Annotated in this window: 24 protein-coding genes; 11 read left to right on the top strand and 13 right to left on the bottom strand. The window is 71.3% G+C overall.

Features of this window, described 5'->3' with window-relative positions:
• Positions 1 to 44 precede the first annotated feature (44 nt).
• Complete coding sequence (locus P0L94_06530; protein ID WES65724.1) at positions 45 to 524, top strand: cupin domain-containing protein; 480 nt, start codon at positions 45 to 47, stop codon at positions 522 to 524.
• 28 nt (positions 525 to 552) lie between these two features.
• On the opposite strand, the gene nrdI is transcribed toward P0L94_06530, so the two are convergent.
• The 3 genes from nrdI to P0L94_06515 all read right to left on the bottom strand — a co-directional run bounded on the left by nrdI (position 553) and on the right by P0L94_06515 (position 3718).
• Entirely contained in the window at positions 553 to 987 is a 435-nt protein-coding gene (gene nrdI / locus P0L94_06525; protein ID WES65723.1) for a class Ib ribonucleoside-diphosphate reductase assembly flavoprotein NrdI, read from the bottom strand.
• A gap of 90 nt (positions 988 to 1077) precedes the next feature.
• Positions 1078 to 2034 (bottom strand): alpha/beta hydrolase, encoded by a 957-nt coding sequence (locus P0L94_06520; protein WES65722.1) that lies wholly within the window; start codon positions 2032 to 2034, stop codon positions 1078 to 1080.
• Positions 2035 to 2095: 61 nt separating this feature from the next.
• Complete coding sequence (locus P0L94_06515; protein ID WES65721.1) at positions 2096 to 3718, bottom strand: acyl-CoA dehydrogenase family protein; 1623 nt, start codon at positions 3716 to 3718, stop codon at positions 2096 to 2098.
• 121 nt (positions 3719 to 3839) lie between these two features.
• Here P0L94_06515 and trxA point away from each other — a divergent pair, with 121 nt between their 5' ends.
• Both trxA and P0L94_06505 read left to right on the top strand, forming a co-directional pair.
• Positions 3840 to 4274 (top strand): thioredoxin, encoded by a 435-nt coding sequence (trxA, locus tag P0L94_06510; protein ID WES65720.1) that lies wholly within the window; start codon positions 3840 to 3842, stop codon positions 4272 to 4274.
• Positions 4275 to 4551: 277 nt separating this feature from the next.
• The gene (locus tag P0L94_06505; protein ID WES65719.1) at positions 4552 to 5979 is read left to right on the top strand and encodes an aldehyde dehydrogenase family protein; all 1428 of its coding nucleotides are present in this window, start codon (positions 4552 to 4554) and stop codon (positions 5977 to 5979) included.
• A gap of 90 nt (positions 5980 to 6069) precedes the next feature.
• Here the strand turns inward: P0L94_06505 and P0L94_06500 are convergent, their stop codons facing one another.
• Entirely contained in the window at positions 6070 to 6549 is a 480-nt protein-coding gene (locus P0L94_06500; protein WES65718.1) for a hypothetical protein, read from the bottom strand.
• 126 nt (positions 6550 to 6675) lie between these two features.
• Between P0L94_06500 and P0L94_06495 the strand changes: the two genes are divergently transcribed.
• Positions 6676 to 8034: an MBL fold metallo-hydrolase gene (locus tag P0L94_06495; GenBank protein WES65717.1), complete on the top strand. Its 1359-nt coding sequence runs from the start codon at positions 6676 to 6678 to the stop codon at positions 8032 to 8034.
• Between the two features lie 118 nt (positions 8035 to 8152).
• Positions 8153 to 8779 (top strand): TIGR00730 family Rossman fold protein, encoded by a 627-nt coding sequence (locus P0L94_06490; GenBank protein ID WES65716.1) that lies wholly within the window; start codon positions 8153 to 8155, stop codon positions 8777 to 8779.
• Between the two features lie 22 nt (positions 8780 to 8801).
• Here the strand turns inward: P0L94_06490 and P0L94_06485 are convergent, their stop codons facing one another.
• Entirely contained in the window at positions 8802 to 10199 is a 1398-nt protein-coding gene (locus tag P0L94_06485) for an MFS transporter (GenBank protein WES65715.1), read from the bottom strand.
• A gap of 70 nt (positions 10200 to 10269) precedes the next feature.
• A complete protein-coding gene (locus P0L94_06480) occupies positions 10270 to 10662 on the bottom strand; it encodes an HsmA family protein (GenBank protein ID WES65714.1) in 393 nt (130 codons plus the stop codon).
• Positions 10663 to 10777: 115 nt separating this feature from the next.
• Here P0L94_06480 and P0L94_06475 point away from each other — a divergent pair, with 115 nt between their 5' ends.
• Positions 10778 to 11770 carry an aldo/keto reductase gene (locus P0L94_06475; GenBank protein WES65713.1) on the top strand — a complete coding sequence of 331 codons (993 nt, stop codon included), beginning with the start codon at positions 10778 to 10780 and terminating at the stop codon, positions 11768 to 11770.
• A gap of 21 nt (positions 11771 to 11791) precedes the next feature.
• Here P0L94_06475 and P0L94_06470 read toward each other — a convergent pair whose 3' ends face one another.
• The 5 genes from P0L94_06470 to P0L94_06450 all read right to left on the bottom strand — a co-directional run bounded on the left by P0L94_06470 (position 11792) and on the right by P0L94_06450 (position 16931).
• Positions 11792 to 12988, bottom strand: a complete 1197-nt coding sequence (locus P0L94_06470) for an FAD-dependent monooxygenase (protein ID WES65712.1) — start codon at positions 12986 to 12988, stop codon at positions 11792 to 11794.
• 64 nt (positions 12989 to 13052) lie between these two features.
• Positions 13053 to 13484: a DUF1294 domain-containing protein gene (locus P0L94_06465; protein WES65711.1), complete on the bottom strand. Its 432-nt coding sequence runs from the start codon at positions 13482 to 13484 to the stop codon at positions 13053 to 13055.
• Between the two features lie 20 nt (positions 13485 to 13504).
• Positions 13505 to 14344 (bottom strand): formate/nitrite transporter family protein, encoded by an 840-nt coding sequence (locus P0L94_06460; protein WES65710.1) that lies wholly within the window; start codon positions 14342 to 14344, stop codon positions 13505 to 13507.
• Positions 14345 to 14391: 47 nt separating this feature from the next.
• The gene (locus tag P0L94_06455; GenBank protein WES65709.1) at positions 14392 to 16398 is read right to left on the bottom strand and encodes a multicopper oxidase family protein; all 2007 of its coding nucleotides are present in this window, start codon (positions 16396 to 16398) and stop codon (positions 14392 to 14394) included.
• On the bottom strand, positions 16395 to 16931 hold the full coding sequence (locus tag P0L94_06450; protein ID WES65708.1) for a DUF6220 domain-containing protein: 537 nt from the start codon (positions 16929 to 16931) through the stop codon (positions 16395 to 16397). Before P0L94_06450 ends, P0L94_06455 begins: the two co-directional genes overlap by 4 nt.
• 282 nt (positions 16932 to 17213) lie before the next feature.
• Here P0L94_06450 and P0L94_06445 point away from each other — a divergent pair, with 282 nt between their 5' ends.
• Positions 17214 to 19289 carry a histidine kinase gene (locus P0L94_06445; GenBank protein ID WES65707.1) on the top strand — a complete coding sequence of 692 codons (2076 nt, stop codon included), beginning with the start codon at positions 17214 to 17216 and terminating at the stop codon, positions 19287 to 19289.
• Positions 19286 to 19987 (top strand): response regulator transcription factor, encoded by a 702-nt coding sequence (locus P0L94_06440; protein WES65706.1) that lies wholly within the window; start codon positions 19286 to 19288, stop codon positions 19985 to 19987. The genes P0L94_06445 and P0L94_06440 overlap by 4 nt, the downstream gene beginning before the upstream one ends.
• Before the next feature lie 112 nt (positions 19988 to 20099).
• Here P0L94_06440 and P0L94_06435 read toward each other — a convergent pair whose 3' ends face one another.
• A complete protein-coding gene (locus tag P0L94_06435; GenBank protein WES65705.1) occupies positions 20100 to 21473 on the bottom strand; it encodes a DUF222 domain-containing protein in 1374 nt (457 codons plus the stop codon).
• A gap of 124 nt (positions 21474 to 21597) precedes the next feature.
• Positions 21598 to 22386 (bottom strand): alpha/beta hydrolase, encoded by a 789-nt coding sequence (locus P0L94_06430; GenBank protein ID WES65704.1) that lies wholly within the window; start codon positions 22384 to 22386, stop codon positions 21598 to 21600.
• Positions 22387 to 22541: 155 nt separating this feature from the next.
• On the opposite strand from P0L94_06430, the gene P0L94_06425 reads away from it, so the two are divergent.
• The 3 genes from P0L94_06425 (at position 22542) to P0L94_06415 (ending at position 24322) form a co-directional block, all read left to right on the top strand.
• Positions 22542 to 22952, top strand: coding sequence for an SRPBCC domain-containing protein (locus P0L94_06425; GenBank protein WES65703.1), 411 nt, complete (start codon positions 22542 to 22544; stop codon positions 22950 to 22952).
• A gap of 396 nt (positions 22953 to 23348) precedes the next feature.
• A complete protein-coding gene (locus P0L94_06420; protein ID WES65702.1) occupies positions 23349 to 24026 on the top strand; it encodes a hypothetical protein in 678 nt (225 codons plus the stop codon).
• Entirely contained in the window at positions 24023 to 24322 is a 300-nt protein-coding gene (locus P0L94_06415) for a DUF1905 domain-containing protein (protein WES65701.1), read from the top strand. Before P0L94_06420 ends, P0L94_06415 begins: the two co-directional genes overlap by 4 nt.
• The last annotated feature ends 202 nt before the right edge of the window (positions 24323 to 24524 follow it).

The following is a 24524-nucleotide window of genomic DNA, read 5'->3' as shown; positions in this document are numbered from 1 at the left end:
CTGCGATCGCCGTAGGATCGCGTCACCGACGCGAGGAGGAGACGATGACGTTCGATCAGGTCGTTCACGGTGCGCAGGAGGACTTCGAAGCGCGGGGCGTCGAGCGGGGCGGGTTCGTGTTCGCCAAGCACGAGGTGACGCCGAAGGCGGGGTCGCAGCTTCACGTGTCGTTCATGGAGATCGCGCCCGGCAAATCGGCGTTCCCGTACCACTGGCACGCAGGCATCACCGAGGCCTACGTGATCCTCGCCGGAACGGGACGTGTGCGCACGCCGGCGGGGGAGTTCGACGTCGGTCCCGGCGAGGTCGTGGTCTTCCCGCCCGGGCCCGCCGGCTCTCATCGCATGACCAACACCGGCTCCGAGCCGCTGCGGTACGTCGATCTCGACACGACGGCCGACCCGGATGTGCTCGGGTACCCCGACAGTGGCAAGACGATGGCCTACACGTCGACCCGCGAGACCACGATCTTCCGCGACACCGATCGCGTGGACTACTACGACGGCGAGCCCGACGCGGGGTAGCCGATCCCGGAGGCCCGCACGCCTCCGCTCACGACGCCTTGGCCGCGAGGGCGGCGTCGAGGTCGGCGAGGATGCGGGCGCACTGCTCGACGTCCTCGGGCGTGCCCGACAGCTCGAATTCGAAGAGGATCGGACGACCGGATGCCGCGGCGAGCTCGCGCGCGGCGGCCTGGTAGAAGACGCCGAAGTTGCGGTTCCCCGACCCGATCACGCCGATCATGTGGCGGCGGTTCGCCCGCGAGCGCAGGAACACCCTCACCGCGGCGGGCAGCGTCGCCTGCTTGTCGTTGCCTGCCTTGTACGACGGCGTCAGCAGCACCCACGGTCCATCGACCTCGGCGCGGCGCACATCCGCATCGGCGAGGTTGAACACCGCCCGGCCATCGCGCTCGGCCAGATGCTCCGCGAAGCGTCGCGTCAGACCGGAGCTGGATGAGTAGTAGTAGACGGGGACGCCGGGCACGGCACCAGTCTCGTCGTCGGCGGCGACCCGTGCGCGGGCCCTTCGTCCCACGGGCCGATCACCGTGCCGCTCGGCGAACAGCCCGTGCGATCAGACCGGATGCTCCTTCAGCCACGCGATGACATCCCGCGGCACGCGGGGGCTCATTCCCGCGCCGAGATGGCGCTGTCCCTCGTAGACGACGACCGTGCAGTCGGGGATGAGCTCGGCGGTCTCCTCGACGATCTCGGGCGGGAAGAACTCGTCCTGATCGCCGCACACGATGAGCACGGGTGCTTGGATCGAGGGCAGCACGGCCCGCGCGTCGAAGCCCGCCTCGGCTTCGGCTTCGACGAGCAGGTCGCCCTTCGGTACGGGCGACTTCGCGAACATCCGTCCGGCCAGTGGTCCGAGCCCCTGACGGAGCTCGGCACGCTCGGGACCGGGCATCACCAGTTCGAGGAAGATCGCACCGGCGTCGTCGAACCTGCCGTCGGCGCGCGCGGCCGCCCAGCGGCGGTCGAACTCCACCGAGCCGGGTCGCAGCGCGCCCGCCGCGGGGGCGAGGGCGACACGTCGCACCGATCCCGGATGCCGCGCGGCGAGGTGCTGCGCGATCATGCCCCCGAGCGACACACCGATCACCAGGTCGACGCCGTTCGGCAGTTCGTCGGAGATGAAGGCGGCGTAGTCGTCGGCCATATCGGCGATCGTGTGGCCGACGGGCATGTTCCGCCTGCGGGAGACATTCCAGACGGTGTACCCCTCTTCGATGTACGGGGCGCAGCGGGCGAGCGCCAGCCGCTTGGAAGGCCCGGTGGGCAGTTCGCTGCCCGGGCCGCCCTGGATGATCAGCGCCGTCTTCGGGCCGTCGCCGACGACCAGGTACTCCATGCCGTCGCGCCCGACCCCGGTGCGTTCGGGGAAGGACGGCCTGCGGGCCCGTGCGCGGACCGCGCGCAGGGCGAGCGCGACCGCGACCGCCGCGGCGGCGATCACGATCACCGCTCGGACACGTCGACCGATTCGCCGTGACCGCTTCGGTTCACCCTCGCTGCGCTGCGCCATGGCGCCAGTCTGTCCCCGCCGAGCGAGGGGGGCGAGGGCCGTTCGTCCTGTGATGCCCCGGTCAGATCCGCTCGACGATGCCCCAGGTGTCGACGCCTGCGGGGAGCGCTCCGAACAGCGCCCCGCCGAACGGCTCGTCGCCCAGGCGCGACGCGACGAAGGCGTCGGCCACGGCGGGTGGGGCGGTTCGCAGCAGCAGCGATGCCTGCAGCAGCACCGCGAGGGCCGACACGAGGCCTCGGGCGCGGCGCTCGGGCGCGGCATCCGTCCCCAGCGCGCCGACCTGTCGGCGGACCTCGGCCAGGCGCGCATCGAATCTTGCGTCGACCCCGGCGGCCGCGGCCACTTCGGCGTCGAACGCCTCCCACGTCTCGGGTTCGCGTGACAGCGCCCGCAGGACGTCGAGCGCGATGACGTTGCCCGACCCCTCCCACACCGCCAGAACGGGCTGCTCGCGGTAGCGCATCGCGAGCGGGAAGTCCTCGGTGTAGCCGTTGCCGCCCAGGCACTCCAGCGCTTCGTACGCGTGACCGGGACCGCGCTTGCAGACCCAGTACTTGGTCACGGCGGTCGCCAGGCGGCGGAACGCCACCTCGCCGGCATCCGCATCGTCGTCGTGCGCGCGCGCCAGGCGGAGCGCTGCGGCGGTGGCCGCCTCGGTCTCGAGCTGCAGATCGGCGAGCACCTCCTGCATCGCCGGCTGCTCGGCGAGCAGCGACCCGAAGGCGCTGCGGTGGCGCGTGTGCCATGCCGCTTCGGCCGTGGCCTGCCGCATGCCCGCGGCAGAGCCCAGGATGCAGTCCAGGCGCGTGCGGGCGACCATCTCGATGATGGTGCGCACGCCCCGGCCCTCCTCGCCCACAAGGGTGCCGACGGCGCCGTCGTATTCCACCTCGCTGGACGCGTTCGCGCGATTGCCGAGCTTGTCCTTCAGTCGCATGATGCGGATGCGGTTGCGCTCGCCGTCTGCGAGCAGCCGCGGGACGAGGAAGCAGCTGAGGCCGCCCGGCGCCTGGGCGAGCACGAGGAAGGCATCCGACATCGGAGCGCTGCAGAACCATTTGTGCCCGTCGAGCACGTACAGGCCGCCTCCGATCGAGCGCGCGGCGGTGGTGTTCGCGCGCACGTCCGAGCCGCCCTGCTTCTCGGTCATCGCCATGCCGAAGATCGCGCCGGGCTTGCCGGGCACGAGCCTGCCGTCGTAGCTGCGGCTGAACACGCGCTCGAGCCACGGTGCGCCGACGTCGTCGTGCGCCTGCAGCACCGGGACGACCGCGTGCGTCATCGAGACCGGGCAGGCATGGCCCGGCTCCACCTGTGCGTAGAGCATGAAGGTCGCCGCGCGTGCGACGTTGGCGCCGGGTCGCGGATCGGCGAAGGCCGCCGTGTGGGCGCCGTCGCTGAGGGCCGCCGCGATGATCCGGTGGTAGCTCTCGTCGTAGTCGACCTCGTCGATGCGGTGGCCGTAGCGGTCGTGGGTGCGCAGGACCGGTTCGCGCCGGTTGGCCCGGGCGGCATCCGCGATGAAGGATGCCGAGCCCACGCGCTGACCGGTGAGATGGAGATGATGATGCGCCCACGCGGCGTCGTACTGCGCGACGCCGTCGACGAGGGCCGGGTTCGTGCCGTACTCGTCGACGTCGACGCGGGGCGGCGGCTGGTTCACAACGGTGTGAGTGTCCACCGGCCGATTGAATCAGCCCGATGCGGGCGTGGCAACGGGGTGCGCGAGCCCGCCGAGGGTCCTTCGACCCGGGCGTCGCGACCGCGCAGCGCCTAGGATGGCGCCGATCGAGGAGGTCCGTGTGAGCGCCGATGCTGCCGTCGTGGCCTGCCCCAGCTGCGGGGCCAAGAACCGTGTGCCCGCCGCCCGCGCCGGCAAGGTGCGGTGCGCCAAGTGCCATGCCGACCTTCCCTGGCTCGTGACGGCAGACGACGCGTCGTTCGACGACGTCGTGGGTCGGGCGACGCTGCCCGTGCTCATCGACGTGTGGGCGCCGTGGTGCGGCCCATGCCGCATGATCTCGCCGGTGGTCGAGCAGCTCTCGCGCGATTTCGCGGGCCGGCTGAAGGTGGTCAAGGTCAACTCCGACGAGTCGCCGGGCGTCTCGCGCCGGCACGGGATCACCGGCATCCCGACCCTGCTGATGTACCGCGACGGCGCCGAGGCCGATCGCGTCGTGGGCGCGGTGCCGGCAGCCCAGCTTCGGCAATGGGCCGCGCGGTTCGCCACCGGCTGAGCCTCTCCGAGCCCGCCTTCGCGGCGCTTCCGACCCCGACGGGCGGAGGCGCCGTCCGCCGTTCGCGCGTATCCGGGCTCCCGCCTCCCTCCACCATGACGTGAACTATCATTAACAAGAACCGTGACAGACCCTCTCTGATCTGGGATACTCGAACCGTTTTCGCGACGATGGAGCGTGAACGAGAGTTCACTCTGAAGGAGCGGCCCGTGTCGCGGCGGCGTGAGCACGCCGCGATCGGCGGGGCCGCGCAACCCCTCACAGGAAAGAGACGATGATGTCCGACACCACCCTCCTCACCGAAGAGAGCGCACTCCTCGAGCGCGTCCAGGCTCCCGAAGGCACCGGGCGCGAGATCCCGGATGCCGCGACGCGTGAGATCATCGGCCGCGCGCCGGAGGAGACCGCGGCGGATGCCCAAGCGGCCATCGCGCGCGCGAAGGCCGCACAGCCGGGCTGGGACGCTCTCGGCGAGGCCAAGCGCGTCGAGCTGCTGCTGAAGGCGGCCGATGCGATCGACGCGAACGCCGAGGCGCTCGCACGTCTGCTCTCGCGCGAGCAGGGCAAGCCGTTGAACGGTCCGGGGGCGCGCTTCGAGGTCGGCGCGTGCTCCGCGTGGCTGCGCGCGACGGCCATGGCGCCCTTCGAACCCGAGGTGATCGTCGACGACGGGACGACGAAGGCCGTCCTGCACTACCGTCCCGTCGGCGTCGTTGCCGCGATCGGCCCGTGGAACTGGCCGCTCGTGATCGGCGTGTGGCAGTTCGCGCCCGCGCTGCGGGTCGGCGACACGGTCGTGGTCAAGCCCAGCGAGTACACGCCGCTGAGCGTCCTCGCACTGCTCTCGGTCATCAACGAGGTGCTCCCGCCGGACGTGCTGATCGGCGTGTCGGGCGGGCGCGACGTCGGCGCCGTCCTGGCCTCTCACCCCGACGTCGACAAGGTCATGTTCACCGGCTCGACCGCGACGGGACGCAAGATCATCGAGAGCTCGGCGGGCAACCTGGCGCGCCTGACGCTCGAGCTCGGCGGCAACGACCCCGCGATCGTGCTGCCGGGCTCCGACCCGGCGGCGATCGCCGAGGGCATCTTCTTCGGCGCATTCGGCAACAGCGGTCAGACGTGCACCGCCATCAAGCGCCTGTATGTCCACGACTCGATCTACGAGGACGTCGTGCAGGCGCTCGCCGGCTACGCCGCGGCCGTGCCGATGGGCGTGGGGCTGGAAGAGGAGAGCATCCTCGGACCCGTCCAGAACAAGGCGCAGTTCGACATCGTCTCGGGCATGGTCGAGGACGCCAAGGCGCGCGGCGGCCGCGTCGTCGCCGGGGGCTCCCCCGCCACCGACCTCGGCGAGCTGTTCTACCCCGTCACGCTCGTCGCGGACGTGACCGACGGGATCCCGCTCGTCGACGAGGAGCAGTTCGGGCCCGCTCTGCCGGTCATCCGCTACTCCGACGTCGAGGATGTCATCGCCCGCGCCAACGCGCTCGAGACGGGTCTGGCGGCATCGGTGTGGGGGCCGGACCGCGACGAGGCCGCCGTGATCGCATCGCGCATCGAGGCCGGCACCGTCTGGATCAACGGTCACGGCGGCGTGCACCCGCTGGTGCCCTTCGGCGGCGTCAAGGGCTCGGGCTACGGTCTGGAGTTCGGTGTCGAGGGCCTCAAGTCGGTGTCGGTGCCGCAGGTCATCTACGGCTGAGCCCACAGCCGGCGCACGAACGCCGCTGCCCCGCCCGTGAGCACCCGGGCGGGGCAGCGGTCTGCGCGCCTGGGCGACCGGATCGCGGGCTCAGCCGACGAGGCTGTCGAGCGCGGTGGGCTCGCGTTCGAGGAACTCCACGATCTCGTCGCGCCATGAGGCGAGGAACTCGGTGTACTCGTCCGCGAACCGCTCGAGCCGGCGTGCGCCCTCGGCGTTCGTGGCGGTCAGATCGTAGGTGACGGTGACGGTGCACCCGGTCGCCCGCTCGGTGAGGGTCACGTGGACGGTGCCGCTGGAGAGCCCGTCGGCGACGCGCGCGTAGCGGACCTCGAGCGGCGGATGGGCGTCGACGACCACCCATGTCGTCGTGCGGCGGGCGGCATCCCGTGTCTGGAACACCGTCCCCACGGCGGTGTCGTCGGCATCGTCGACGAAGAAGCGCGGCTCCCAGCCGGTCACCCACAGCCGCTCGCCGCGCGCGGTGAACAGCCGGAAGGCCCGCCCGCACCCCAGCGGCAGGTCGAAGGCGTCGGTCAGGACCTCGCGGTAGCCGATGGCATCGTCCATGGCACCACCTCCTCGCGAGCACGCTACTGGCACGGCGGCGGCGCTCACAATGCCCGATCGTAGGGTCGGCCGATCATCTGGTCGCGGCGACCGCCCGGGGCTATCGTGAAAACGGAGGCGCCCGACATGACTGTGCGACTTTCTTTCCACGGTGCCGTGGACACCGTCACCGGATCCCGCTACCTCATCGAGGCGGCGGGACGCCGCATCCTCGTCGATTGCGGGCTGTTCCAGGGCTACAAGTCCCTGCGCCGCCGCAACCGCGAGCCGTTCCCCGTCGACCCGGCCTCGATCGACGCCGTCGTGGTCACCCACGCCCACCTCGACCACACCGGATACCTGCCGGCGCTGGTCAAGAACGGCTACGAGGGCAAGATCCACGCGACGCTCGGGACGGCCGAGCTGAGCGGACTGATCCTGCCCGACAGCGGCTACCTCATGGAGGAGGAGGCGAGCTTCCACCGCAAGCGCGGCAGCTCGAAGCACGCCGACCCGCAGCCGCTGTACACGCGCGACGACGCCGAAGCGGCCGTAGGCCGGTTCGACCCCCACGGCTTCGACGAGACGATCGACCTCGACGGGGTGCGGGTGACGTTCGTGCCCGCCGGTCACATCCTGGGGGCGGCGCAGCTGCAGATCGAGGCCGAGGGCCGCCGCCTGCACTTCACCGGCGACCTCGGTCGCGCCGACGATCCGCTCATGCAGGCGCCGCGCCCGCTCGAGGAGACCGACGTCCTCGTGTGCGAGTCGACCTACGGCGACCGCGACCACTCCCACGACGACCCCGCCGAGGAACTCGCCGCGGTCATCCACCGGATCTGCACGCACGGCGGCGTCGTGATCATCCCCGCGTTCGCGGTGGGGCGCGCCGAGTCGCTGCTGCTGCAGCTGTCGCGGCTGCGCGCGGCCGACCGCATCCCCGACGTCCCGGTCTTCCTCAACAGCCCCATGGCCGTCAACGCCGCGGAGATCTACGAGCGCCACCGCGACGAGCACCGCATCGGCGACGAGGACTTCCGGCGCATGTACGCGCTGCCCACGCTCGTGCGCACCGTCGACGAATCCAAGCTGCTGAACCTGCGGGGCGGGCCGATGATCATCATCTCGGCCAGCGGCATGCTCGAGGGCGGTCGCGTGCTGCACCACCTCATGGCGTACGGCGAAGACCGCCACAACGCGATCATCCTGACCGGGTTCCAGGCGGGCGGCACGCGCGGCGCCGCGCTGCAGCGGGGCGAGCGCGTGCTGCGCATGTTCGGGCAGAACGTCCCGATCCGCGCCGAGGTGCACGACATCGGCTCGCTGTCGGCCCATGCCGACCGGCGCCAGATCCTGGCGTGGATGCAGACGGCCCCGCAGGCGCCCGGCCGCGTGTACCTCACGCACGGCGAGCCCGCCGCCGCCGACGCCCTTCGCCAGCAGGTCTCGTGGCAGCTCGGGTGGGACGCGAACGTGCCGACGCTGGGCGAGACGGTCGACGTGTGACGGGTCGTGACGACGTGCCGCGTGCCCCGGCCGTCGTTCGCGGGTAACCGGGCGGTAACAGCCGGGTGTTAGCGTCCGGCTGTGCGCCCGATCCCGAGGGCGCAGGCGGGAGGCGCGAATGTCCGCATCCGAGAAGTACACCGTGACCGTGTTCTGCGGCTCGGCCCCGGGGTTCGACGCCGTGTACGTCGAGCAGGCGGCGGCCATCGGCACCGCGATCGGCGAGCGCGGCATCCATCTGGTCTACGGCGGCGGTCACGTCGGGCTCATGGGCACGACGGCCAACGCGGCCCTGACGGCCGGCGGCACCGTGACGGGGGTCATCCCGCACGCGCTCCAGCAGCGCGAGGCGATGCACCACCACCTGACCGAGCTGATCGTGGTCGACACGATGCACGAGCGCAAGACGATCATGTCCGAGCGGGCCGACGCCTTCATCGCGCTGCCCGGAGGACCCGGCACGCTCGAGGAGCTCACCGAGCAGTGGACGTGGGCGCAGTTGGGCATCCACGAGAAGCCGTGCGGCATCCTCAACATCGACGGGTACTACGACCCGTTCATCGCGTTCGTCTCGAACATGCGGGACCGGGGCTTCACCCACCGCCGCTACACCGACATGCTCGTCGTCTCGGACGACATCGACGAGCTGATCGAGCGCCTGCAGGCCTACGTGCCGCCGGCGCGCGTGCACCAGTCGCCCGGGGCTGAGATGTCGGGCACGGAGCTGCCGGTGATCCTGCCCTGACCGCGGGCGATCCTGATTGTCGTCACGGCCGTCGGCGTGCGACGCGCGTCGACGGGATCATCAGGGACGACACCACCGCCAGGCCCGTGAGGACCGCGATCAGCAGGAAGGCGGCGCCGAAGGCCTCGGCATCCGGAGCGCGGTTGTCGGCGCTGAGGACGGCCGCGACGCTCGCCGCCCCGACGGCACCGCCCAGCTGACGCGCCACGACGTTGAAGGCGATGGCGCTGGCGACATGCTCGTCGTCGGCGACGTCGACCAGGACGTTCGACAGGCCCGCGGTGCCGATCGCGATGCCGGCGCCGAGCAGGATCGTGCCGGCCACCACCGCCGCCATGCCCCGAGCGGTCAGCACGAGGACGAGCGCGCCGGCCGTCGCGATGACGGCGCCGATCACGACCGGGGCGCGGGTTCCGAGCCACCGTCGCACGACGCCCGCGAGCGGTCCGACCGCGAGCATCGCCAGCGTCGCCGGCAGCAGCAGCAGACCCGCCGCCGTCACCGTGACCGACAGTCCTTCGTGCCACCACGGCGCCTCGGCGAACACCGGGACGAGGACGAAGACGCCGAGCAGTGCGCCGCCGAACAGCGCGGCCGTCACGTGCGACGTCCACACCGCCGGGCGCCCCAGCGCGTGAGCGCCCACGAGCGGGTCGGGGCTGCGCCGCTCGCGCCGAACCCAGAAGACGGCGCTCGCGACGGTCGCCGCCGCGCACAGCGCGATCCACAGCGGCGCGATCGGCCAGCGCGGCGCCTCGGTGAGCGCGATGAGGATCGCGACCACGCCGACCGACAGCGCGAGCGCGGCGGGGACGTCGATGTGGACGCCCGACCGACGCGGGATGTGGGGGAGGGCCGCGGCGACGATGACGCCGCCGGCGGCGACGAGCGCGAACGGTACCCATGACAGCGCGCGGATGCCGATGGAGTCGACGAGCAGACCCGACACGAGCACACCGAAGCCGATCGCGGTGGCCAGCATCGTCGTGAGCAGGCCCACCACGGCGGCCCGCCGCCGCTCGGCCACGACGTGCGGGACGATCGCGACGGCCAGGGGGAACACCCCGCCCCCGAGCCCCTGCAGCACACGTCCGGCGATGAGCCAGCCGATGGTCGGCGAGAACGCGGCGATGACGAGACCGAGTCCCACGATCGGCAGCAGCATCAGCAGCACGCGACGGGCCCCGAACCGGTCGCCGAGCCGGCCGATGACGGGCGTGGTCGCCACCGCGATGACGAGGACGACGGTGAGCGCCCAACTCGCCTCGGCGGCTGTCGTGTCGAACGCATCGGCGGTGAGGCTGATGACGGGCGCGGTCATCGACTGGGGGAGTGTCGCCCCGAGCGTCGCCAGCACGAGACCGCTGACGACCGCGACTCCGCGCGCGCCGGTGCGCTCGAGCTGCGGAGATGCGGCCATGCGTCCACGGTACCCAGGCCCCGCGGGCGGATGCAGCGCAGCGCGGTTGCCGCGGCGCCGTCGCCGTCGGTCAGGCGATCATCGCGCCGGCCGCTCCCGCGGCGTACGGGATCAGCCACACGATCCACACGAGCACGCTCCAGCGGCGGAAGCAGCTCTTCTCCTTCTCGCGCCCGCGGATCAGCACGACGACCGCCCACACCAGGTGGATCGCCATCAGCAGGATCGCGAGCGTGCCGCTGACGTTCATGAACGCGTTCAGCCACGTCACGTCGTCGCCGTTCGCGCGGCGCTCGGCCGCGATCTGCGTCATCAGGTAGGTCCCGATCATGTCCGCAGCCAGGCCGAGCGCGAAGAAGGCCACGTGCCACCAGTGCAGCGCGTGCTGCACGCGGACACCCCACACGCCGATCGAGTACAAGACGAGCGCGAGCGTGATGATGACGATGGCGGCGATGAGCATCGGCGTCGGTCCTTCTTGTCGGGTGGGAGACCAGTCAACCACCGCCGGGACCTTCGTCGGACCATCTTGGGACTCCCCGTGCAATCCTGGAGGGCAGACCACTCGAGGAGCATCAATGCAACAGCGCCCCCTCGGCCGCACCGGCCGCACCGTCTCGTCCATCGGCTTGGGCACCTGGCAGCTCGGCGCCGATTGGGGGTCCGTCAGCGAGACGGACGCCGAAGCCGTGCTCGCGGCATCCGCCGATGCGGGAGTCACCCTCTTCGACACGGCCGACGTCTACGGGGACGGACGCAGCGAGGCGCTCATCGGACGGTTCCTCGCGGCCCGGCCCGGACACGGCATCACCGTCGCGACGAAGATGGGCAGGCGTCTCGCACAGGAGCACGAGAACTACACACTCGAGAACTTCCGCGCGTGGACCGACCGCTCGCGGGCCAACCTGGGGGTCGACACGCTCGACCTCGTGCAGCTGCACTGTCCGCCCTCGGACGTCATCGAGGCCGACGCCACGTACGACGCTCTGGACGCGCTGGTCGCGGGCGGCACGATCGCCGCGTACGGGGTCTCGGTCGAGACGACCCGCCAGGCGCTCGACGCGATCGCCCGCCCGAACGTCACCAACGTGCAGATCATCGTCAACCCGTTCCGGCTCAAGCCCCTCGACGAGGTGCTTCCGGCGGCCGACGCAGCCGGCGTGGCCGTCTTCGCGCGGGTGCCGCTGGCGTCCGGACTGCTGTCGGGGAAGTACACCGCGTCGACGACGTTCGCCGCCGACGACCACCGCACCTACAACCGGCACGGCGAGGCGTTCGACCGTGGTGAGACGTTCTCGGGCGTCGACTTCGACGAGGGCCTGGCCGCCGTCGCCGAGCTGTCGGCCGCCCTGCCCGCCACGGTGAGCCTGCCGGCGGCGACCCTCGCCTGGATCGCGACGCGGCGGGGGATCACGAGCGTCATCCCGGGCGCGCGAAACGTCGTCCAGGCGCTCGCGAACGCCGAGGCCGGCGCGCTCGCCGAATCGGGCTTCGACGTCGAGGCGTTCGACGCCGTCGTACGCGATGTCTACGATCGTCGTCTGAAAGCAGTCATCCACCCCCAGTGGTGACGCCGGCGCGGCGCGCCGCGTTCAGCGGCTCTCGGGCCGTGACACGGGTGCGAAACCCTTCGTGTCCAGCGACAGCACGGGTCTGAGCAGCCGCGCGAGCATCGGCAGATCCGCCATCCTCATCGAGAGGTTGCGAAGGGCGAGGCGGGCGGGTGTGGTCGGCACGAACCACTTCGCCGTGCGGCGACCGCCCGCCTGCTTCTCCTCCACGACCGGCCGGACGCGCTTCTCGAAGGCGGCCAGTGCGGCATCGAGCGCCTGCGGGTCGTCGGCGAGGGTATACGCATCGAGCGCCTCGCCGAGCGCCACGCCGCCCGCCAGCGCGAGCGACGCGCCCTGCCCAGCCACGAGTGAGACGGCGTAGGCGGCATCGCCGACCAGGATGACGCGCCCCGATCGCCACGTGGGCATCTCGATCTGCGCGACGACGTCGTAGTACACCTCGTCGACCGGGTCGGCGGCGAGCACGGGCCGGACGACGCCGCTCAGGTCCCAATACCGCGCGCGCAGCGCGGTCAATGGATCCTCCGGCATCCGCGCCGCGCTCTCGGTGAACGTCAGGAAGGTCGCCACGCGGTCGCCGCCCACGCCGTAGACGCCGGCCATCTTGCCCGGTGCGCTCTCGATGACGAAGCGTCCCGCGAGCGCCGTGGCGGCGGGCGGGCTGTCGGCGAACCAGGCCGCCGTGTGCAGGCCCAGCGGTCGCAGGTAGCGCTCCTCGGGCCCGAAGACCTGGGCGCGGATGCCCGAGTGGATGCCGTCGGCGCCCACGAGCAGGTCGGCTTCGATCCTGTCGCCGCCCACGTCGACGGCGACACCTCCCGCGTGGCTTCGTGCACCCGTGACCGTCGTGGAGAACCGCACGTCGACGCCGCCGGGAAGCGCCTCGAACAGCGTGCGCTCGACGTCGCCGCGCAGCAGCGGGAAGAGCTTGCCGTCCGCGGCATCGCGCATGCGGTCGTAGTGGAGCCGTGCGCGCGTGTGACCGTCCGGGTCGGCCCAGTCGATCACGTCGACGCGGTGCGCGCGCTCGCGCAGGGTCTCGAGGATGCCGATGCGCTCGGCGGCGTCGAAGCCCGGACCGAAGAAGTCGATCATGTACCCGCCGTCGCGCAGCCGGGGCGCGTGCTCCAGGACCGTGACCTGCCAGCCCGAGCGGTGCAGGGAGATGGCACTCGCGAGCCCGGCGATGCCGGCCCCGCAGATCACGGCGTGCATTCCCGTCCCTCTCGACGCGCCCAGTCAAGCACCGGCTGTGCGCGCCGTGAAGGGGCGGGGCGGTTCAGGTCAGGGGCAGGATGCCGGCGGCGACGATCGTGGCGAACGCCCCGAGCGCGACGACGTTGAGGACGACAGTGCCCCAGAACGGGCGGCGGAAGGCGCGCTTGCGCGTCTTGTGTCGGAAGAGCTGCTGCGCGATGAGCGCGCCCGGCCACCCGCACAGCAGGCCGAGGGCCAGCAGTGTGCTCTCCGAAACCCGGTTCCAGCCCTTGCGGGCGGCGAGCTTGTCGAGTCCGTACGCCGCGAACGCGATGACGCTCATCGCCCCGTACGCGGCGGGCACCCACCAGGGGAGGGGCACGAGCGTCCACGCGAGGACGAGGGCGGGGGTGAACAGGGCGAGGGTCGTCCAGCTGAGGCCGGCCGGCAGCGGGCGCGACAGGTCGCGCTCCTTCGCGGTGGTCGCGGGACGACGGGCGGGGGCTGCGGGCATGAGCCCGATCCTAGGGGGACTCAGCGGTGCGCCACGGCGACGGCCTCGGGGGAGGCGAGCGCCGCCGCCTCGGCCGCGGCGGTCACCGTCGGGCGGCCGCCCGCGATCCAGTACGCGAGGCCCACGAGGAGTCCGCCGCCGACGAGGTTGCCCAGGCCCACCCACAGCATGTTCGTGCCGAACGCGATCGCGGTCGCGCCCTCGGCGCCGGTGAAGAAGCCGATCGCGAACGTCGTCATGTTCGCCACGACGTGCTCGAAACCCGACGTGATGAAGGCCAGGATCGCCGCGAAGATGAGGGCGATCTTGACGCCGTCGTTCGTGACGCGCGCGCACATCCAGATCGCCAGGCACACCAGGAAGTTGCACAGGATGCCGCGTACGAACAGTTCGGCGGGACTCTCGGCGGCCTTGGCCAGCAGCATCCCGTCGAGCATCTCGCCGCCCGCCGCGTTCGCATGGAGCACTCCCGACAGGGCGACGAGCCCGCCGAAGACGAACGCGCCGACCATGTTCGCGGCGAACGAGAAGAGCATCGTGCCTGCACCCTGCCACCAGCGGATGCTGCGCATCGCGACGCCCTGCGTCAGGGTCATCATGTTCGAGGTGACGAGCTCGCCGCCGCCGAAGACGACGAAGGTCAGCGCGACGCCGAACACCAGTCCCGCGACGAGCTTGTCGAGGCCGCCGCCGGCCGAGACGAGGGGCCCGGCGGCGCTGACCATCAGCACGACGCCGACGCCGATGTAGGCGCCGGCGAGCATGGCCTGGACGGCGTAGCGCACGGGATGGCGCGCGCCGTCGACTTTGTGCTCGGCAGCGTCGGCCTGATAGGTCAGGGTGTCCTCGATGGTCCTCACGGGCACAGGGTATCAATGTGGTCTGACCACATGCTGGGACCAAGGTCCTATTCCGGCTTGTTGCCGTGCTCCCCTCCGAGCTCGAACGGGCTCGTGACCCCGCGGTACGCCAGCGACATCAGCATGCCGTTCGCGGCATGGTCGAGGTTGTGGCAGTGGTCCATCCACACGCCCGGATTGTCGGCGATGAGCTCGACCACCCAGATCTCACCCGGCTGCACATCGAACGTGTCGAGCATGAGGACGGATGCCGCAGCGACGCCGTCCCGGCTGATGACGCGCACATGATGGCCGTGGATGTGCATCGGGTGCGTCTCCCAGCTGCGATTGGCCACCGTCAGCCTGAGCGTCGTCCCCTCGTCCACGATGATGCTCGGGATATGGGGAGCGACGGCGCCGTTGACGGTGTAGCCGTACGCGGGCAGGCCGTGCAGAATGCGCGGCGAGCGATCGAGCACCATCTCGGCCTCGAGATGCCGTCCGGACCCCGCAGCCGGCGCGGTCGCCGTCGCGCCGTACGCGAGCAGGTCGAGGACGGGCCATGTCCCGGCGCCGTCCGCGACGGCATCCGAACCGTCGGGCGAGAGCGTCAGCGAGACCGCGTCCCCGCCGTCGCGGCGCAACGTCACCGGAGCGTCGGGCATCGTGAACGCGACGTCGATGCGGCCGCCGGCGGGCAGGCGCAGGCTCACGCCCTCCACCTCAGGGCCCCCGGCCACCTCGCGCGCGTCCACGGCGACGACGCGGAACGCGACGCCCGCCAGCTGCGCGAACAGCGGCAGCTGGTCGGTGTCGACCAGGCGCAGTCGCACGCGGGTCCCGGGCTCCACCGTGATCGCGTGCGGCACGTCGCTGTCGCCCATGAGCGACGCGCGGCCCTGCAGGTGGAACGGCACCGTGAGGTCGAGGTCCTCCGGGACCCCGCCGCGCGGCTCGACGACGAGCGTCCCGTACAGTCCGCGCTGCACGCCGGCGGCCGAGGACTGGTGGGTGTGGTACCAGTACGTCCCGGGGGTGGCGGCGACGAAACGGTAGGTGAAGGATTCGCCGGGGGCGAGCGCGTCTTGAGTCACGCCCGCCACACCGTCCTCGCCGTTGGGCAGGTCGATGCCGTGCCAGTGGATCGTCACGCCGTCCTCGACGTCGTCGTTGACGAGGGTGGCTTCGATGAGATCGCCCTCGGTCACGCGCAGCGGGGTCCCGGGAAGCGCTCCGTCATACGTCCACGCGGCGGCCGGTCGACCGGAGGGCAGGGTGATCTCGGCGGTGCGCGCATGGATCTCGAACGCGCGCACCGGTGCCTCGACATCCGCGGGTGTGCGCAGATCGGCGACCGACACATCGTCCGGGTCGGCCGCGGCCGCCGCGGCCGGGAGCGCCACCGCACCGTGGGCGTGGGCGCCCGACAGCTCTCCGGGCGCGGCGATCTCGGTGAGCCAGTACACCCCGACCGCGGACACGAGCACAACGGCGCCCAGGCCCGCGAAGCCGGCGACCACACGACGCCGGGACCGTGTGAGCAGAGCATGTGAGAGGCCCGTGGCGAGGACGACCATCGCCAGGAGCACCGCGCCGGCGATCACCGTCAGCGGATACCCGACCACGACGCGGGCCACGAGGGCCGCCCCGGCGGTCAGCGCAGCGAAGACCAGAGCCGTGATCGCGCGAGCGGGAAGCCCGTCGCTCCCGCCCGCCGCAGACCCGCCTCCCGCGTCCGCGGCGGGATGCCCGGCTCCGTCCGTCGACCGGGCGCAGCGGAGGAGCGGCGGCACGGCGAGCGCGCTCGCCGTGAGCGCGCCGACGACGGCGAGCGGCGCTCCGAAGGCGAGCTGCTCCTGGACGAACCACCAGCCCCGCACCGCGAGGGCGGTGACGATTGCGACGTGGGCCAGCGTCGCGAGGACCGCCGCACCGCTCAGCGCGAGCGCGAGTCCGGCCGCCGAGCGTCGGGATGAGCGAAGAAGCGGCCAGGCGACCGCGCCGGCTCCGCCCCACGATCCTGCCGCCGCCGCCAGGGCGATCAGGTCGAGGAGCAGGAGCGCCGCGGTGCTCATGACGTGCGGGCGGGCTCCTGCGCGGGAGCGGCGGGGATCTGGGACGCGCCCGGCTCACGCGCGGCATCCGCCGTCCTCGCCGCCGCGCGTCGGCCACGCGGAATCTCGTCGCGGTACGCCAGCAGCCATGCGCGGCGCACCAGGATCGAGGAGACCCAGATGATGGCCAGCCCGTTGAGCGCGTGCAGGCTCACCGTCATCGTCGCGGCGAGCGGAATCGTGGCAGCGTCGGGCCCGACGCCGGGGAACATCGCCCCGACGAGGATGAAGATCACCGTCTGGAACGCCAGCATCGGGATCAGCAGCACGCTCAGCCAGATGCTCTTCTTCCCGGAGCGGGCGAGCGCCGCGAAGAGAACGGTGAGCAGCACGAGCACCGGCAGCACCATGCGGCCGTTCGAGCCGTGGATGCCGAAGAGCTCGTCCTCGGGAACGCTGAACACGCCCATGGCGGCGAAGTAGATCTGCAGCGCCGTCGAGGCCAGCAGCAGGATCGTCACCACCGAGAAGGTGACGCGCAGTGCCTTTCGCATGACTATCTCCTTGCAGTCGTCGCCGCCCGCCCCATGCGCGGCGGCTTGGGTTCGGGTGCGGAGGCGGTGTCATCCCAGCCCAGCCGCCGCCTCCGCTCTCGTCCCCGCTTCGAACGCTACGAACCGCCGGCACCCGCCCGGTATCCCGCAGTCCCCACACCTGATTGCGGAAGTCCGCAACGCGCGATTGCGGCCGATCCGCGGGTCTTGCGGATTTCCGCACCGCGATCGGGTGATTACCCCCGGACAGCGGGCCGGGTTCGGGGTCATCATGGAGGTGTCATGGATGCGCACGTGTCGGACGGAGCGGTGCCGGCGCCCGGTGGGGACGGTCGCCGGGGAGGCGGCGTGCGGCTCGGCGTGCTGTGGAGCCTGCTGGCGCTCGCCGCCGCGGCCTGGGCGGCGGTGGTCTTCTCGTCGGTCGTGATCGAGCCGCGGCCCGAGCGACTGACGTGGTCGGTGATCGCCGTGTCGTCGCTCCTGGCCGCGGTGATCATCCTCGCGCGGCTGCCGCGGCATCCGCTCGCGCCGTGGCTGGTCGGGTCGGCGATGTACAACTTCTACGACCTCGCGCTGGACGGGCTGGACGTCGCCGCGGCCGTCCCCGGAAACGAGACGGCGGTCGCCCTGTGGAACCTGCTCGTCCAGGAGAGCGGGATCGTGCCGCCGGTGTGCCTCGCGGTCGTCATCGCGCTGTTCCCCGACGGCCGGATCCGGCATCGGTACGAGCGTCGCGTCTTGCGCCTGATCTGGCTGTCGGTGCTCGTGCCGCCGGCGCTGCTGCTCCTGTGCTCCGAGATCCCCCTGCCGACGTACAAGGACTACGGCGGGCCGATCGCGAATCCCTTCGCGCTGGGCGGCGGCGTCCTGGACGGCTGGACCGGGTCGGTGCTCGCCGACGTCTTCACGACGGTGGCGGTGATCGCGGGGACCGTGCTGCTGATCATCCGGTACGCGAAGGCGGATGCCGTCGAGCGGCGGCCGATGCGGTGGCTGTTCGTGCCGATCTCGTTCATCCCGGTCGCCGCGGTGAGCCTGATCGTGTCGCTGTCCACCGGCGACTTCCTGTTGGTCACCATCAGCTACCTGCTGGTGACCGTGAGCTTTTTCGCGGCGATCGTGATCGGCATCCTTCAGCCGCGAGGGCTGAGCGCGGACCGCGCGATCCGGCGGTCGCTGCTGTACGGGGTGATGTGGGCCGCGATCGCGGCTGCCTTCGTCGCCGTGGGCGCCGTCATCGGCGTCGCCGCGGGCACGCTGCTGCCGCTGGATTGGGCGATCGTGCTCGCAATGGTCGCCGCGCTGGCGTTCCAGCCGGTGCGTGCACGGTTGCAGGCGCTGGCGGATCGGTGGATCTTCGGTCGTCGCGCCGACCCACGCGAGCTGGTGGAGCGCCTCGGAGAGGCGCTCGCCGGCACCGATGACCTCGATGCGCTGCTGCCGCGCATGACGGCGACGCTCGAGCAGGGCCTCGGGCTGGAGTGGGCGCGCATCGACCTCGAGCCGCTCATGGGGGACGTTCTGCCCGGAGAGCCCTCGCTGCGGGTGCCGATCGAGGTCGAGGGGGAGCACATCGGCGAGATGGTGTGCGGGCCGAAGCGGCAGGGTGAGCTGCGGGCCGAGGACCGTACGCTCGTCGAGACGTTCGCGCGGCAGGCAGGCATGGCGGTGCGAAATGTGCGCCTCAAGGACGCGCTGGCCGCCCAGGCGGGGCTGCTGCGCGAGTCGCAGAGCCGGCTCGTGAAGGCGCAGGAGGCCGAGCGCCGACGCATCGAGCGCAACATCCACGACGGCGTACAGCAGGACCTCACGGCACTCATCGGGATCGCCGGGCACGCCCGCGAGGAGTATGACCGCAGTCCCGGCGAGACGGGCGATGATCTCGCGATGCTCCAGGATGGTCTGCGGCGTGTGCTGGCGGATGTGCGGGCGCTGGCGCAGGGCATCCACCCGTCGGTGCTGACAGATCGCGGGCTGCTCGCCGCTGTCGAGGCGCTCGCCGCGCGGCATCCCGTGCCGGTGTCGGTGCGCGCCGGCCGTGATCTCCTCCGTCTGCGGCTGCCTGAGGAGCTCGAGGGGGCGGCGTACTTCACCGTCGCCGAAGCCCTGGCGAATTCACTCAAGCACGCGCACGCGTCGCACATAGAGGTGGAGCTCGCTCGGGAGGACGGTGTGCTGCGGGTGCGGGCCAGCGACGACGGCGTGGGGCTGGCGCCGGCGTCGCCGAACGGCGGGAACGGGCTGGCGCACCTGGCGGCGCGCGTCGCCGCGGTGGGTGGGCGGCTCGAGGTCACCGGGTCGGCCGGCGAGGGGACGATCGTCGCGGCCGAGTTCGCACTGGAGGGGGTTCCGGCATGATCGAGAAGCTGCGCGTGGTCGTGGCCGACGACCACTACCTGGTGCGCGAGGGCGTGCGCCGGGCTCTCGCCACCGACGACCGTGTCGACGTGATCGCGGCCGTCGGCACGGCGGACGAGCTCGAGCTCGTCGTGGATCGCGAGCAGCCGGACGCCGTCGTCACCGACATCCGCATGCCGCCGGGACACAGCACCGAGGGGATCGATGCCGCGTTGAGGATTCGCGAGAGGCACCCGTCGATCGGGATCGTGGTTCTCTCGCAGTACAACGACCCGGGATACGCGATGGATCTGCTGCGCGACGGCACGGACGGGATGGCGTACCTGCTGAAGGAGCGGATCGGCGACCCCGGCGCGATCGTCGGCGCCGTGGAAGCTGTGGCAGCCGGCGGATCGCGCATCGACCCCGACGTCGTGTCGGCGCTCGTCAGCGCGGGGAGGGTATCGTCGCCTTTGGCGGCGCTGAGCGACCGGGAGCGCGAGGTGCTCGAGCAGATGGCGCAGGGCAGGACGAACGCCGGCATCGCCGAGCAGCTTCACCTGTCGGAGTCGTCGATCGAGAAGTACGCCGGATCGCTGTTCACCAAGCTCGGACTCGGCGATGAGCCGCACGTGCACCGTCGCGTGGCGGCTGTGCTGGCGTACCTGCAGGAGCAGGGGCGCGCCGAGCTGCTCGGCGGGCCGGGCGCGCCCGGGTAGACCGACGCGCGCTTCGCTGCGTCGTACGCCGCGCGCTACGCCGTACGCGGCAGGCCATGCCGGAACTCGGCACCGGGCGGACACGCCGAGCGCCACACCAGACCGCGCCCCTCTATGCCGCGAGGAAGTCGAAGCGGCGTCTGCCGCCGAGCCTCGGTTTTCGGTCGGGATCGACGTGGCGCGGCGGGATGAACCACACCGAGCCGGCGATTCGGCCGCCGAGGATGCGGATGTCCCACCCGTTGTCGTGGATGTGATGGTGGCACGACTCGCACAGCAGGACGGCGTTCGACAGATCCGTGGGGCCGGCATCCCGACTCCACCAGCGGATGTGGTGGGCCCGTGTCAGTCCCGGGGGAGCGCCGCACTTGGCGCAGCCCCCATCGCGCTCGACGAGGGCGAGCCGCTGGGCCTTGGTGAAGAGGCGCTTCTCGCGTCCCCAGTCGAGGATCTCGCCGCTGCCGTCGAGGACGCACGGGATCACGCGTCCGCCCGCGGCGAGCCGGCGAGCGGTAGCGATGCTCACGGGGGTGTCGATGCCGTCGATGAGCGCGTGTCCGGTGCCGTTCTCGAGGTCGTCGACGTTCATGCGCACGACGACCGTGGCGCCGGCGATCGGCTGGTCGTTGTGCTCGCATCCCAGCATGTGCCGCGCGAGCTGCGTCAGCGCGTCGGCCTGGCGCTGGGGGAGCGAGCGCAGGTCTTCGTCCCGCGTCGCCTGGCCCCGCTCGAGGACGGTCGGGCGCCGCTCGCCGCGGCGGAAGTCGGCCGTCACGAGCGTCTCGATCGCGGTCTTGACGACGGCGCCGTCGGCGATGTCGAACTGCCCGGTGAGGTGGACCATGCCGTCACGCTCGAACATGCGCAGAGCGCGCTCGCCGCGTGTGTCGCGCTCGCGCGGCTCGATGCCGTCGGGGTCGAGATGTGCCTCGGCGCGCGCGATGAGCTTCGAGAGCTGGTCGAGCGAGAGGTTCTCGGCCTGCGCGACCAGGATCCGCTCGGCGTCGTCGAGATCGGCCGGGTCGGCCCGCAGCGCCGCGCGATCGAGCATCGCGACGATCATCGCCGCCGCACGCGTGCCGAGCACGCCCCCGTTCGTCCCCTCGGCGACGTGCGGATGCTTCGCCGGCGCGGTCTCGCCCGTCAGCGTCGTGCGCGGCGCGGTCGCCTCGCCGACCCTCACGAACTGGACGGCTTCGCCCGCCGTCGTGCCCAGGGTCGTTGCGATGAGGGTCGTCGGGTTGCGGAAGCCCTGCTTGCGCGCGAGCCCCTCGGGCCCGAGCTCGGGTCGAGACTCGCGCGCGATCTCGGCCGCCACGGCCGACTGCACGCCGTCCGTCGCACGGCGGACATCGGCGAGCGCGTTGTTCACCTCGATCAGACGATCCCCGAGTGCGGACACCGGCGCGCGGCCGGCATCCGTTTCGGACCAAGCCTCGCGCAGGCGCGCGTACGCCTGATCGAGTGCGTGCAGAGGATCGTTCATATGTTCGATGGTAGGGAGGGGTTCCGACATCGCCCCGGCCGCGGTTCACTCGCTCCCGCGTTCGGTCGTCTGGGTTCCGCGCCCGACGCGGACTGCCCGCTCCCCGCTTCCGGGTCTCGGGCTTTCAGTGCCCGCCCGCGGCTGCGTGCGCCGCCTCGATGAGTACGGAATCGAGCGCCGGGCCGGAGGCGTCGTGACCGACATCCGCGAGCTCGACGAGCCGTGCGTTCGGCATCCGCTCCACGATCGCTACCGACGCGTCGCGCGGGCTGCGCGCGTCCTCGGCGCCGCGCACGACCGCGGTCGGCGTCTCGATCGACGCGAGCGCGTCGCTGAGGTCGAGCGTCATGACGTCCAGCAGGGCCGTCGTCGTGCTCTTGCGCCAGTAATTCACCAGTTCGCGGGCCAGGTTGCGGCGCTTCGGCGGGGTGTCGGCGGTGTAGACGGAGGTGAGGAAGTCGTCGGCCCACTCCTCGACGGGGTGATCCAGGGTGTACTGCACGGATTCCACACGGCGCTCGTACTCATCGTCGTCGAGGGATCCCCGCCACCCCGCGTAGGCGCCGACCAGGACGAGCCCTCCCACGGATGCAGGGTGATCGCGTGCCAGCAGCAGCGCCAGCACCGAGCCCCACGAGAATCCCACCACCGCCGGATGCTCGAGCCCGAGCGCGTCGATGAACGCGGCCGTCGTGCGCGACCAGTCTGCAGCGCGCCAGCCCACCGGGACATCGTCGGAGGCCCCGCACCCGGGCGCATCCCATGCGATCACGTCGACGTAATCGGCGAGGCGCGCCATGTCGTCCATCCACAGCCTCGAGTCCTCGAAGCCGCCGTGCATCAGGAGGAGCGGGTCGCCCGCCCCCGCTCGGCGGTAGGCGATCCGGAGGCCGTCGACCTCGACCGCATCCATGTCTTCGACGCTACGCCGGTGGAGCGGATGCCGCTATGGGCGCGGTCGCTCGCTTGCGGTCTCCTCGGCAATCGCCACCGGTCGCTGAGCGAGGGGAGCGAGACGAAGCGCCCGCCGTCTACCCCGTGTCGGCGTGCGCGAGTACCGTTGCGCCCATGTTCGAGCTCACGCACGAAGTCGAGGTCGCCGCGCCGCTCGACGTCGTCTGGCACGACTGGACGAACGCCGCCTCGCTCGAAGAGTGGTTCTGGCCGGCATCACTCGAAGCCGCCGCCCACATCATGCCCGAGCCGACGGGCGCGTGGCTGATTCGCTCGGTGCCGGCCTCGATGGCGGTCGTGGCGACGATCGTGTCGCTCGATGCTCCGCACGTGATGCGCCTGCAGTGGAGCTGGGAGGGCGAGGAGGGCCACGTGACCGAGGTCGAGGTGTCGCTCGATGCGGTCGAGGGCGGCGAGACGCGTGTGCGGGTCGTGCACGCCGGGCTGCTGTCGGACGACGAGGTCGACAGCCACCGGCAGGGATGGGCGGACTGCCTCGATCGGCTGGTGCAGCGGCACCAATGACCGCTGTCGATCCTGCATGAAACCGCAGATCATGTCGCGGAGAACATGAAGAAACCCTGAGACAACGTGCTGGCTGATCACGCTAGCCTGGCCATCGGTCCATGTGTCGCTGGGGGGATGATGCCTGATAGTCCGCTGTCCGCGTCTCCGGGACCGGGGTGGTACGCGGAGTCGCAGACCAGCTCGCGCCTTCGATGGTGGAATGGCGTCGCTTGGACGGACCACTACCGCGTGCCCGATGCCGACGCGCCACCGCCGGACGGCGAGCCGAAGGGCGGTGTCGTGCCTTCCGAGCCAACGTCTCGGGCGGCGCGGCGTGCGGCTGAGAGAGACGCCGGAACGGGTGCATCGTCTGCAACGTCCGTCGGCTCGTCCGAGGCCCGAACCGACGCTGCCATGACTTGGCGCACGGTGGTCGACCCGTCCGGGGCCGATCCGAGTGCGGATCAACCCGCTGAGACGTCGGTCGTATCGCCGAACGGGAACCGCCCTGCGTCCTCGACGCAGCATGACGTGGCGTCTTCCTCAGACCCCAACGGCACCGGTCCGGGCATCGCCTCGCTCGATGAATCCGCCACCGTCTCGACCGCCGCGCCGATTCCCGACAACGTCGTGCCACGAAACGCTCATACGACCGACCGCATTCCGCCGCCCGTCGTGATGTATCAGCCGCGCCAGGCGAGCGGCCCTTCACCGGGTGAACGGCTGCCGATCTCGGTGGTCCCTTCGCGGCGGAACGGACTGGCCCGCGCTTCTCTGCTCATTTCCCTCATCGCCGTCGTGGGTGGCGCGGTGGCGATCTGGTGGCTCCGCGTCGAAGACCGGGCCTTGGCCGGGATGATCAGCGCCCTCGTCGTTGCCCTGCTTCTGTTGTCGACGGCCCTCGCCATCGGAGGGATCGCGTCTGCGCTGCGACGTTCGATTCAGTGGGCAACCCCCGTCATCGCGCTCGTCTTCGCGCTGGCTGCGCTCGTCTGCGCCGGGACTGTCGCAGCCGCATTGGTGATCGGATTCGAGCTGCCTGCTCTCTTTTCCGGAGTGGTGGACTGGGTCGAGCGTACGCTCGGGTCATGATCATCGAGTTCACCGCCGAGGTGTTTCTTTGGGACGCCCGCGACGACGCGTCGTGGTACTTCATCTCGGTCCCGCCCGAGCTGAGTGAGGACATCCGCGAGATTCCGCGCCCGCAGCGGGGATTCGGATCGGTGAAGGTTCGAGCGATGATCGGCGGCTCGGCATGGGCGACGTCCATCTTCCCGGACAAGACCTCGGGGTCCTACGTGTTGCCCTTGAAGAAGGCTGTGCGGGACGCCGAGGGGCTCGAAGCGGGTTCGAACGCCACAGTGAGGATTGACGTGATCGACGGCTGAGTGCCGTTGGGACCGTTCGTTTCAATTGTGTGAACGAGACTTCGCCGCGACTCGTGATGCCCTAGGATCGCCGGCAGGGGTTTCTTGAGGAAGTCTTTACCGGAGCGAAAGCCACCAGCGTTGACTCGGTAACAAGCGGCGTCAAGGATCGTCTGTGGGGAGATGGCACGTACCCGTGCGAGCCGGATCCTGCTCTGGGAAC

The organism is Microbacter sp. GSS18, assembly GCA_029319145.1.
Classification (GTDB): domain Bacteria; phylum Actinomycetota; class Actinomycetes; order Actinomycetales; family Microbacteriaceae; genus Microbacterium.
The sequence above is the reverse complement of the archived record's forward strand: the minus strand, read 5'-3'. Positions and strand labels throughout refer to the sequence as shown.